The sequence below is a fragment of the Streptococcus sp. 2100 genome (assembly GCF_013276335.1).
In the GTDB taxonomy this organism is placed as follows: Bacteria; Bacillota; Bacilli; order Lactobacillales; family Streptococcaceae; genus Streptococcus; species Streptococcus pseudopneumoniae.
Genome location: NZ_VMKV01000013.1, coordinates 1 through 11430 on the forward strand (window position 1 = coordinate 1; position 11430 = coordinate 11430).

Consider the following 11430-nt stretch of genomic DNA (forward strand, 5'->3'; position numbering starts at 1 on the left):
CTTTGATTTTCATTGAGTAAGAAAAATCAGTCCCCTAAAGGAGTAGATTATGAAGTTATTGTCTATCGCCATTCCTAGCTATAATGCTGCAGCCTATCTTCATTACTGTGTGGAGTCGCTAGTGATTGGTGGTGAGCAAGTTGAGATTTTGATTATCAATGATGGGTCTCAGGACCAGACTCAGGAAATCGCTGAGCGTTTAGCCGACAAGTATCCTAACATCGTTAGAGCCATTTATCAGGAAAATAAGGGCCATGGCGGTGCGGTCAATCGTGGCTTGGTAGAGGCTTCTGGGCGCTATTTTAAAGTAGTTGACAGTGATGACTGGGTGGATCCTCGTGCCTACTTGAAAACTCTTGAAACCTTGCAGGAACTTGAGAGTAAGGGTCAAGAGGTTGACGCCTTTGTGACTAATTTTGTTTACGAAAAGGAAGGTCAGTCTCGTAAGAAGAGTATGAGCTACGAGTCAGTCTTGCCTGTTCGGCAGATTTTTGGCTGGGACCAGGTCGGAAATTTCTCCAAAGGCCAGTATATCATGATGCACTCGCTGATTTATCGGACAGATTTGTTGCGTGCTAGCCAGTTCCAACTGCCTGAGCATACTTTTTATGTCGATAATCTCTTTGTCTTTACCCCTCTTCAGCAGGTCAAGACCATGTACTATCTGCCTGTCGATTTCTATCGTTATTTGATTGGGCGTGAGGACCAGTCTGTCAATGAGCAAGTGATGATTAAGCGCATTGACCAGCAACTTAAAGTCAATCGACTCTTGGTAGACCAGCTTGATTTATCCCAAGTGAGCCACCCCAAAATGCGAGAATATCTGCTGAATCATATCGAGATTACGACGGTGATTTCCAGTGCCCTGCTCAATCGAGCAGGTACAGCAGAGCATTTGGCAAAAAAACGGGAGCTGTGGACCTATATTCAGCAGGAAAATCCAGAGGTTTTTCAGGCTATCCGTAAGACCATGCTTAGCCGTTTGACCAAACATTCAGTCTTGCCAGCTCGCAAACTGTCCAATGTCGTCTATCAAATCACCAAATCTGTTTATGGATTTAATTGATATAAGTATTTTATAAGAGGGATTTAAGAAAAATTTTAACTTTTTCTTAGTCCTTTTTAATTTTAGGATATTATACTAGAGTCATCAAATAAAGAAAAACTCTAAGGAGAACCCTATGAAATTCAATCCAAATCAAAGATATACTCGTTGGTCTATTCGCCGTCTCAGTGTCGGTGTTGCCTCAGTTGTTGTGGCTAGTGGCTTCTTTGTCCTAGTTGGTCAGCCAAGTTCTGTACGTGCCGATGGGGTCAATCCGACCCCTGCTCAAGTTGTACCTGAAGAGACATCGGGAACGAAAGAGGGTGACTTAGCAGAAACTCAGGGAGATACTGTTCTTGCTCAAGCGAAACCTGAGGTCGTTGCTGGAAATACGAACTCACTTTCTACACCTACAGAAGTAACTGAAGTGAGCGAGGAGACAAGCCCTTCTCGTCTGGATACACTTTTTGAAAAAGGTGAAGAAGCTCAAGAAAATTCAGAGCTAGCAGATGTCTTAAAAGAAGCTGTAGATACAGCTGATGTGGATGGGAAACAAGCAAGTCCAGAAGATATTAAAAAAGCTGTCGATGAGGATGTTAAAGACAGTATCGATGTCCCAGCGGGCTATCTAGAACAAGCCAAAGCTTCCGGTCCTTTCTTGGCTGGTGTAAACAAACCGCTTAAATATGAACTTTTCGCAGGAGATGGTATGTTGACTCGTCTCTTGCTCAAAGCATCTGACAAGGCTCCATGGTCAGATAATGGTAAGGATAAAAATGAAAAAATTCCACCAGTGAAAAATTTACCTGATGGCAAGTATTACTATCAAGTATCTTTGAATGGTAACACTACAGGTAAGCAAGATCAGGATTTATTAGATACACTTCGTACTAATGGTACAAATACCTATGAAGCTACCCTGACTGTCTATGAAGCAGCCGGTGATAAACCAAATTTGAATAAGGTTGTCAAGGAACGTAAAGTCAATATTACCTTGAACGGTCTTGTAACAAGAAGCGATGTCAAATCTGCAGTTAAAAACAACATCAAAGACAGTATCGATGTTCCAGCAGCCTACCTAGAAAAAGCCAAGGGTGACGGTCCATTCACAGCTGGTGTTAACCATGTGATTCCATACGAACTATTCGCAGGTGATGGCATGTTGACTCGTCTCTTGCTTAAGGCATCTGACAAGGCTCCATGGTCAGATAACGGCGACGCTAAAAACCCAGCCCTATCTCCACTAGGCGAAAACGTGAAGACCAAAGGTCAATACTTCTATCAAGTAGCCTTGGACGGAAACGTGGCTGGCAAAGAAAAACAAGAACTCATCGACCAGTTCCGAGCAAACGGCACTAAAACCTACAGCGCTACAGTCAATGTCTATGGTAACAAAGATGGTAAAGCAGATTTGACAAATGTCGTAGCAACTAAACAAGTTACTATTAACATAAACGGTTTAATTTCTAAAGAAACAGTTCAAAAAGCCGTTGCAGACAACGTTAAAGACAGTATCGATGTTCCAGCAGCCTACCTAGAACAAGCCAAGGGTGAAGGTCCATTCACAGCAGGTGTCAACCATGTGATTCCATACGAACTATTCGCAGGTGATGGCATGTTGACTCGTCTCTTGCTTAAGGCATCTGACAAGGCTCCATGGTCAGATAACGGCGACGCTAAAAACCCAGCCCTATCTCCACTAGGCGAAAACGTGAAGACCAAAGGGCAATACTTCTATCAAGTAGCCTTGGACGGAAACGTGGCTGGCAAAGAAAAACAAGAACTCATTGACCAGTTCCGAGCAAACGGCACTAAAACCTACAGCGCTACAGTCAATGTCTATGGCAACAAAGATGGTAAAGCAGATTTGACAAATGTCGTAGCAGCTAAACAAGTTACTATTAACATAAACGGTTTAATTTCTAAAGAAACAGTTCAAAAAGCCGTTGCAGACAACGTTAAAGACAGTATCGATGTTCCAGCAGCCTACCTAGAACAAGCCAAGGGTGACGGTCCATTCACAGCAGGTGTCAACCATGTGATTCCATACGAACTATTCGCAGGTGATGGCATGTTGACTCGTCTCTTGCTTAAGGCATCTGACAAGGCTCCATGGTCAGATAATGGCGACGCTAAAAACCCAGCCCTATCTCCACTAGGCGAAAACGTGAAGACCAAAGGGCAATACTTCTATCAAGTAGCCTTGGACGGAAACGTGGCTGGCAAAGAAAAACAAGAACTCATTGACCAGTTTCGAGCAAACGGCACTAAAACCTACAGCGCTACAGTCAATGTCTATGGCAACAAAGATGGTAAAGTAGATTTGACAAATGTCGTAGCAGCTAAAAAAGTTACTATTAAGATAAATGTTAAAGAAACATCAGACACAGCAAATGCTTCATTCTCATCTTCTAACTCTGGTTCTGGCGTGACTCCGATGAATCACAATCCTGCTACAGGTGCGACTCATCAAACAGCTGCTGACCATAAGGACATGATGGCACCAGCCAAAGAGACTGATAAAGCAATGCCAGCAAATGACCAAATGGAAAAATCAGGTATGAAGACTGAGACTCCAGCTCCAAGTACTACAGATAGCATGCCTGCTGACACCATGACAAGCTCTACCAATACGATGGCAGGTGAAAATATGGCTGCTTCTGCTAACAAGATGTCTGATACGATGATGTCAGACAAGATGATGTCAGATGATAAAGCTATGCTACCAAATACTGGTGAAGCTCAAACATCAATGGCAAGTATTGGTTTCCTTGGGCTTGCGCTTGTAGGTTTACTCGGTGGTCTAGGTTTGAAAAACAAAAAAGAAGAAAACTAATCAGCTAAGGAAATAAATGATGGATAGTGGGCTGACTAAGGCTAGTTTACCAACTCAATCAGCAATCAGGACTTTCTTTCAATAGCAGATTAAAATCATCGTAAAACAATAAAAATAGTGTTATACTTAAAGCAGTATAGCACTGTTTTTATCAAAGGAGAGACAGATGGGAAAGACAATTTTACTCGTTGACGACGAGGTAGAAATCACCGATATTCATCAGAGATACTTAATTCAGGCAGGTTATCAGGTCTTGGTAGCCCATGATGGACTGGAAGCGCTAGAGCTGTTCAAGAAAAAACCGATTGATTTGATTATCACAGATGTCATGATGCCTCGGATGGATGGTTATGATTTAATCAGTGAGGTTCAATACTTATCACCAGAGCAACCTTTCCTATTTATTACTGCTAAGACCAGTGAACAGGACAAGATTTACGGCCTGAGCTTGGGAGCAGATGATTTTATTGCTAAGCCTTTTAGCCCACGTGAGCTGGTTTTGCGTGTCCATAATATTTTGCGCCGCCTTCATCGTGGGGGCGAAACAGAGCTGATTTCCCTTGGCAATCTAAAAATGAATCATAGTAGTCATGAAGTTCAAATAGGAGAAGAAATGCTGGATTTAACTGTTAAATCATTTGAATTGCTGTGGATTTTAGCTAGCAATCCAGAGAGAGTTTTCTCCAAGACAGACCTCTATGAAAAAGTCTGGCAAGAAGACTATGTGGATGACACCAATACCTTGAATGTGCATATCCATGCTCTTCGACAGGAGTTGGCAAAATATAGTAGTGACCAAACGCCCACTATTAAGACAGTTTGGGGGTTGGGATATAAGATAGAGAAACCGAGAGGACAAACATGAAACTAAAAAGTTATATTTTGGTTGGATATATTATTTCAACCCTCTTAACCATTTTGGTTGTTTTTTGGGCTGTTCAAAAAATGCTGATTGCGAAAGGCGAGATTTACTTTTTGCTTGGGATGACCATCGTTGCCAGCCTTGTCGGTGCTGGGATTAGTCTCTTTCTCCTATCGCCGGTCTTTACGTCGTTGGGCAAACTCAAGGAGCATGCCAGGCGGGTAGCGGACAAGGATTTTCCTTCAAATTTGGAGGTTCAAGGCCCTTTAGAATTTCAACAATTAGGCCAAGCTTTTAATGAAATGTCCCATGATTTGCAGGCAAGCTTTGATTCCTTGGAAGAAAGCGAACGAGAAAAGGGCTTGATGATTGCCCAGTTGTCGCATGATATCAAGACTCCTATCACTTCAATCCAAGCGACGGTAGAAGGGATTTTGGATGGGGTTATCAAGGAAGGAGAACAGGACCATTATCTAGCAACCATTGGACGCCAGACGGAAAGACTCAATAAACTGGTTGAGGAGTTGAATTTTTTGACCCTAAACACAGCTAGAAATCAGGTGGAAACGACCAGCAAAGACAGCATTTTTCTGGATCAGCTCTTGATTGAGTGCATGAGTGAATTTCAGTTTTTGATTGAGCAGGAGAGAAGAGATGTCCACTTGCAGGTAATCCCAGAGTCTGCCCGGACTGAAGGAGATTATGCTAAGCTTTCTCGTATCTTGGTGAATCTGCTCAATAACGCTTTTAAATACTCTGCTCCAGGAACCAAGCTGGAAGTGGTGGCTAAGCTGGAGAAGAACCAGCTTTCAATCAGTGTGACCGATGAGGGGCAGGGCATTGCCCCAGAGGATTTGGAGAATATTTTCAAACGCCTTTATCGTGTCGAAACTTCGCGTAACATGAAAACAGGTGGGCATGGTCTTGGTCTTGCGATTGCGCGTGAATTGGCTCATCAATTGGGTGGGGAAATCACAGTCAGCAGCCAGTACGGTCTAGGAAGTACCTTTACCCTCCTTCTCAATCTCTCTGGTAGTGAAAATAAAGCCTAAAACCCCTTTACAAATCCAGCTATTCATGGTAAAATAGATTTTGTGTGAAATATCAGCAGGAAAGCATGAAGCTCGTCAACAGGTGTCTTATGATAAGTAACCTTGGCTGTTTAGGCGAAGGGCATCTGCACGAATCAGGGCTTTCTAAGTGACTATTTCCACCGAAATATTATTTATATCAGGAGGACATTCACATGTCACGTTATACAGGACCATCTTGGAAACAATCTCGTCGCCTTGGCCTTTCACTTACAGGTACAGGTAAAGAATTGGCACGTCGTAACTACGTACCAGGACAACACGGACCAAACAACCGTTCTAAATTGTCAGAATACGGTTTGCAATTGGCTGAAAAACAAAAACTTCGTTTCACTTACGGTGTAGGTGAAAAACAATTCCGTAACTTGTTCGTACAAGCTACAAAAATCAAAGGCGGGATCCTAGGTTTCAACTTTATGCTTCTTTTGGAACGTCGTTTGGATAACGTTGTTTACCGTCTTGGTCTTGCGACTACTCGTCGTCAAGCTCGTCAGTTCGTAAACCACGGTCACATCCTTGTTGACGGGAAACGCGTTGATATCCCATCATACCGCGTAACTCCAGGTCAAGTGATCTCAGTTCGTGAAAAATCATTGAAAGTTCCAGCAATCCTTGAAGCAGTAGAAGCTACTCTTGGACGTCCAGCATTCGTATCATTCGACGCTGAAAAATTGGAAGGTTCATTGACTCGCTTGCCAGAACGCGACGAAATCAACCCAGAAATCAACGAAGCACTTGTCGTTGAATTCTACAACAAGATGTTGTAATATTTTATTAAATATGATAGGCTGTAAAGCCTTGAAACTAAGCACTTTAGGCCTCTATCCTAGAGTGCTTTTTTGATTTCTCTTAGTATCCAGCTATAATCGTTGAGACATAACTAGACCGATATAGTCCAAAGTGATATAATAGTCTAAAGGAGGTGCTACCATGAATGTTTTAGAAAAAAACACACAGGTAAATTTTAAGACTAACAGAGACTTGTTAGAGAAAGCTAAAGCTATTATCACAGCGCAAAATCTTGATATGACAGCCAGTTTTAACTTGTTTTTAGAACACATTGTAGAAAATAAAGCCTTGCCATTTGAAACTCAAGTAGATAAAGAAAGAGAAGAACTTCTATCAAGGTTGCGTGCTGAAATTGCTCGTAGCTTTGAGGATTTAGAACATGGAAGAACTTACAGTCTTGATGAAGTGAGGGCTAACCTTGGAATTTAACGAGAAGGCATATAGCATCATTATCTCCGAAACGGTACAAGAACAGCTAAGAGGTATTAAAGATTATATCTCAGCTAACTACTTTTCAGAACAGGCAGGAGCAAACACAGTTAAGAATGTTCTTTATGGTTTGGAGCGTCTTGAAGTCTTCCCAGAAGCAGGATTTGATGCTGACGAAAGAGTAGGAGGGATTATATACCCACCCCACAAAACTCGATGCATCATTTTAGGAGATTACCTAGCATTCTATCATATTTTAGAGGACAGAAAAGCTGTCTTTGTATCAGATATTATTCATAGCAAACAGGACTACATCCGCTTGTTCAAGAAAAAATAGCGCCTATATATGAACTGCACCCCAAAAGTTAGATTTTTTCTGTCTAACTTTTGGGGTGCAGTTCAATTGGAATGTCCTTATTTTTATTATGGGATTGACAAATGAGGTTAAGGTTCAGATCTATGAACTTAGAAAGCAAGTACAAATCTTTAATCAGCTTTCAAAAAGATTTTGTGTAGATGTTTCGGGCTAAGGTATGTGACAAGATGAATTGATCGTTATGGAATAGAGAGTGTTAAAAATGGGAAGAATCGTTACTATTCCCCTGAATTAAAACAAGAAATAATCAATAAAAGCCTATATAATAACAAATGTATTAAAACTAAGAAAGACTTAGCTCAGTGTAATACAGAACCAAATCTTATAGATAAATTATTTGTCTAATTTTTTAGGAATTATATCTCTAAACAATATCATTTAACAATTAAATTGTTAGATCTAGCTTAAATTTCTGGTTTAATTCATTTATTGTATCACTATCATTATATTCCTTAAATATTCTCATAGCTTTAGAACATTCTTTTTTACCTAACTCTATTTGATTAGTTTTTATAAGATAAATACCTTTTAGGAAGAGTAAATAATTCTTTTCAAAATAATATCCTTGTCTGGTCAGTAAATTTTCTAAATCATCTATAAAAAATTGAGCGTTATTTAACAAATTATTTTTTAATAATAATTCTAAATTAAATAAATATAAAGGAATTACTCTATGTGTTCCCATATTTGTTTTTAAAAAATGTCGTGTTTTCTTGATTACCGCTCTATATAATAAGCTTATGGTTTTAGTGTTCATAAAAAACACCGAATTATAAAAAATTTTCAGTTCATACTCCATCCAAGTATCTACCGAAAGCAAATACTTTATTATCTCATTGCATTTAGATGTATTATAAGGAAGATTTACAAGGCGATTAATCTGTTGTTCAGCAATCAATTTTATGTGAAAATTGCATAAACTTCTTTCCTGCTTTTGTTTTAGCTCTATTTTCTTTATTAGTTCTTGTAACAAAATGATATCTGAAGAGTTTACAGCATGTTCTAATTCTTCAAAAAAGCATTCTTTTTTGGAATAATAGCAATGAACTAATTCTTCAAATTCCGAAAATGATATCCCCAGGCGATTTAACAATATGTAAAAATGATCAATAGATAATTTTGTAATCCCATTTTCGAAACGAGAAATAGTTGACTCACTAATCTTATCACAAGCCAAATCTTTAAGACGAAAATTTTTTGAAATACGGATATCCTTTAAAACTGCTCCAAAATTTTCCATAGTATTCCTCTTCCATTTCTGCAAAAAATAAAACCTGTTTTTTTATTTGTGATATGATTATACAAAAATAAAACAGAAAGGACAATATGATTATGAAAAAAATTTTATTGTCATCAGTTGCTTTACTGAGCCTAGTGGCAACACTACCAGTAAATAGTCCAGTTTCTGCTCAAGAATCTATCTCTCCCAAGTCTTATAGTCACTCTAATGGCAGTTGGATTCAATCGAATAGCCGTTGGTGGTATAAACACTCTGACGGTTCTTACACTAAAAACGGGTGGGAAAAGATCAATGAAACCTGGTACTATTTTGATAGTGAAGGTTGGATGAAAACAGGTTGGTTTAATGAATATGGAAATTGGTATTATCTAGATACTAGTGGTGCTATGAAAACAGGATGGTGTTTGATTTCTGGTAGTTGGTACTATTTAAATACTAGCGGTGTCATGCAAACTGGCCTACAGACTATCGAAGGAAAACAATATTATTTGGCTGCCAGCGGTGCTATGCAGACAGGTTGGCACAATATTGGAGATGATACTTATTTCTTTGCTAGTAGTGGAGCAAGACAAACGATTAATCGCCGTGCTTTAGTTCTTGGTGAAACATCAACGAGAGCAGTACCTATCGAAGACGTTAATGCTATGGAAAAGGTTTTTGGTAACCAAAACTTTAGTAAAGTTGTTCGTTTCCCAGATAAAACTAAGTCCGAGATTATTGCAAAAACGCAAGAGCTTTTCAAATCTTCTATCGAAAGCGATGTGAACTATCTTTACCTTACTTGTCATGGAGGAAGAGACGGAAGAATCTATCTTGGTAGCGATGGTCAGACATTTTCAGGCTGGGAATTGGCATCTATACTGAAACAATATAAAGGTAAGTTTGTGGTTATGCTGGATTGTTGCTATTCAGGAACAATTATAGATGTAGGTAAGTCAGACAAAAAGGTTGCCTCCAAGTCTGAAGAAAAATTTGATGAACAAGCATTTTTGGCAGGATTTTCAACAGGAGATGTAGCAAGCAAGAATGGTGAAATGCTTGATTCTAAATTCCTCGTACTATGTGCCTCTTGGAAAGGCGAAGAATCGTATAGTGTAGTCGGAGTAGGTAGTCTTGCCACCAGATACTGGGCAATGGGTACAGGTTGGGATTCACTTCAAAATAGAATGATTTCGCCTATGGCAGACACCAATACTAACGGAAAAATTACTTTAGAGGAACTGTATCAATACTCTTATCCTCTAGTCCTTGAAGCTGCATCACAAATTCACGAAGAGCAACATGTATCAGTTTATCCTAAAAACAGTCAATTTGTTTTATTCCAAAAATAAGGAGTTAAGAAAATGAAAGTATCAAAAAAAATCACACTATTTGGTTTATCTCTAGCAGGTCTAGCTTTATTAGCTTTCCCTCATTCAGGTCAAGCCTTTGAGTTGGAAGAAGAATGGGTTATTAAGGGTGGGGTTAAGTATCAAGATGGCAAAATTCTTCGATTTAACAATGGCCATGAAGTGGATATCAAAGTCTTGGATTTGCCAAAAACTGAGAAAATCGAGTGGACGGTTAGTCTCAATGGTCAAGATCAGACTATCAATTTCCTAGGTCAAGAAAAGGACAAATCTATGGTCGGTACAGAGGGGCGTTACCTGAATTTCTATGTACCTTATGGCTATAGAGGAGATATCAAGGTAGAAGCCAAGAGCGGAAATGAAGTAAAGACCTGGTCCACTAAAGTAGTAGATGATGTATATAATGATGGCGGAAAGAGTGGTTACTTCCGTATTGACGAATCAAATGATCAACACACCTACCTTGATGCAAAATGGGACTATCAAACTAAGACCTACACTGCTACCTTACCAGAGACTCTCAATGGTCAAAAAGTGTTTGCTTGGGAAGACGACTATGTAGAATTGAAACTTCAAAAACCAGGAGTTATCAGTCATTCCTACAGAGGGGGAGGAGCCTTCAAAATACTTTATCCGATTCTAAAAGCAGAAAGCTGGCTAAAAAAGAATTACAGTGAAAAGTGGTACTATCAAAAACAAGGTCAATTAGTTAAAAATGCTTGGGTTAAGGACAAGGGAACTTGGTACTTTATGAATGATAAAGGAGTCATGTTCAATCAAACTTGGCTCTATCAGGGTGGCAACTGGTATGCCTTTAAATCATCAGGAGCTATGATTGCTAGCAATTGGCTATATGATAATAACTCTTGGTATTACCTAAAGGACTCAGGTTCTATGGCGACAGGTTGGATCAAAGATAGTGGATCTTGGTATTATCTAAACAACTCAGGTTCTATGGTAACAGGATGGGTAAAAGATAGTGGATCTTGGTACTACCTTGCTTCAACTGGTAAGATGCTTCACAACACCTATACACCTGATGGTTACTATGTAGATGCCAGTGGCGCTTGGAAATAAATTTTAAACAGAGAAAATCTACTGAGAAGGTAGGTTTTCTTTTTTAGTCAGTGAATAATATATAGTAGATTGAAACTAGAATAGTACATCTGGACTTCTAAAACATTACTAGAAATTGATTTGATTGTCCTGATTGATTTGTCCTATTTTTATTTCATTTTACTATAGAATAAAGTAGATCAGAAATTTAGCAGGGTTATTCTCTTTTACTAACAATCTGCTTACAAAAATTAAACAAGAGTATTTTAAAAATTAGACCCATTGTGAACTTTAGTAGTAAACAAAAATCTGGGAAAAAAGTTTTATAGTCATTTAGTTTTTAAAAAGCGTTCCAAA

10 protein-coding genes and 1 pseudogene are annotated in these 11430 nt (G+C 39.1%); 10 read left to right on the forward strand and 1 reads right to left on the reverse strand.

Annotation, left to right across the window (positions count from 1 at the left end; translation table 11 throughout):
* The first annotated feature begins 49 nt into the window (after nt 1–49).
* The 8 genes and pseudogenes from HT669_RS02035 to HT669_RS10960 all read left to right on the forward strand — a co-directional run.
* A complete protein-coding gene (locus tag HT669_RS02035; protein ID WP_000771879.1) occupies nt 50–1066 on the forward strand; it encodes a glycosyltransferase family 2 protein in 1017 nt (338 codons plus the stop codon).
* Between the two features lie 115 nt (nt 1067–1181).
* Entirely contained in the window at nt 1182–3881 is a 2700-nt protein-coding gene (locus tag HT669_RS02040; RefSeq protein WP_172924277.1) for a PavB family fibronectin-binding SSURE repeat adhesin, read from the forward strand.
* Nucleotides 3882–4047: 166 nt separating this feature from the next.
* Nucleotides 4048–4746 (forward strand): response regulator transcription factor, encoded by a 699-nt coding sequence (locus HT669_RS02045; RefSeq protein WP_000520643.1) that lies wholly within the window; start codon nt 4048–4050, stop codon nt 4744–4746.
* On the forward strand, nt 4743–5795 hold the full coding sequence (locus HT669_RS02050) for a HAMP domain-containing sensor histidine kinase (RefSeq protein ID WP_000769775.1): 1053 nt from the start codon (nt 4743–4745) through the stop codon (nt 5793–5795). Before HT669_RS02045 ends, HT669_RS02050 begins: the two co-directional genes overlap by 4 nt.
* Before the next feature lie 194 nt (nt 5796–5989).
* A complete protein-coding gene (rpsD, locus tag HT669_RS02055; RefSeq protein ID WP_000092760.1) occupies nt 5990–6601 on the forward strand; it encodes a 30S ribosomal protein S4 in 612 nt (203 codons plus the stop codon).
* 163 nt (nt 6602–6764) lie between these two features.
* Entirely contained in the window at nt 6765–7052 is a 288-nt protein-coding gene (locus HT669_RS02060; RefSeq protein ID WP_001101480.1) for a type II toxin-antitoxin system RelB/DinJ family antitoxin, read from the forward strand.
* Entirely contained in the window at nt 7042–7389 is a 348-nt protein-coding gene (locus HT669_RS02065) for a type II toxin-antitoxin system RelE/ParE family toxin (protein ID WP_000395510.1), read from the forward strand. The genes HT669_RS02060 and HT669_RS02065 overlap by 11 nt, the downstream gene beginning before the upstream one ends.
* An 88-nt stretch (nt 7390–7477) precedes the next feature.
* Nucleotides 7478–7689: pseudogene (locus HT669_RS10960) on the forward strand (IS3 family transposase); the annotation flags it as partial.
* A gap of 124 nt (nt 7690–7813) precedes the next feature.
* On the opposite strand, the gene HT669_RS02070 reads toward HT669_RS10960, so the two are convergent.
* Nucleotides 7814–8668: an Rgg/GadR/MutR family transcriptional regulator gene (locus HT669_RS02070; protein WP_000427006.1), complete on the reverse strand. Its 855-nt coding sequence runs from the start codon at nt 8666–8668 to the stop codon at nt 7814–7816.
* Nucleotides 8669–8760: 92 nt separating this feature from the next.
* Between HT669_RS02070 and HT669_RS02075 the strand changes: the two genes are divergently transcribed.
* Together HT669_RS02075 and HT669_RS02080 are read left to right on the forward strand one after the other, a co-directional pair.
* Nucleotides 8761–9999, forward strand: coding sequence for a caspase family protein (locus HT669_RS02075; RefSeq protein ID WP_000722389.1), 1239 nt, complete (start codon nt 8761–8763; stop codon nt 9997–9999).
* Between the two features lie 12 nt (nt 10000–10011).
* Complete coding sequence (locus HT669_RS02080) at nt 10012–11094, forward strand: N-acetylmuramoyl-L-alanine amidase family protein (protein ID WP_000868697.1); 1083 nt, start codon at nt 10012–10014, stop codon at nt 11092–11094.
* The last annotated feature ends 336 nt before the right edge of the window (nt 11095–11430 follow it).

Coding starts and splice junctions, on each gene's coding strand:
- HT669_RS02040 (WP_172924277.1), top strand. CDS start 1,182: ATGAAATTCAATCCAAATCAAAGATATACTCGTTGGTCTATTCGCCGT.
- HT669_RS02070 (WP_000427006.1), bottom strand. CDS start 8,668: ATGGAAAATTTTGGAGCAGTTTTAAAGGATATCCGTATTTCAAAAAAT.
- HT669_RS02050 (WP_000769775.1), top strand. CDS start 4,743: ATGAAACTAAAAAGTTATATTTTGGTTGGATATATTATTTCAACCCTC.
- HT669_RS02075 (WP_000722389.1), top strand. CDS start 8,761: ATGAAAAAAATTTTATTGTCATCAGTTGCTTTACTGAGCCTAGTGGCA.
- HT669_RS02035 (WP_000771879.1), top strand. CDS start 50: ATGAAGTTATTGTCTATCGCCATTCCTAGCTATAATGCTGCAGCCTAT.
- rpsD (WP_000092760.1), top strand. CDS start 5,990: ATGTCACGTTATACAGGACCATCTTGGAAACAATCTCGTCGCCTTGGC.
- HT669_RS02060 (WP_001101480.1), top strand. CDS start 6,765: ATGAATGTTTTAGAAAAAAACACACAGGTAAATTTTAAGACTAACAGA.
- HT669_RS02045 (WP_000520643.1), top strand. CDS start 4,048: ATGGGAAAGACAATTTTACTCGTTGACGACGAGGTAGAAATCACCGAT.
- HT669_RS02080 (WP_000868697.1), top strand. CDS start 10,012: ATGAAAGTATCAAAAAAAATCACACTATTTGGTTTATCTCTAGCAGGT.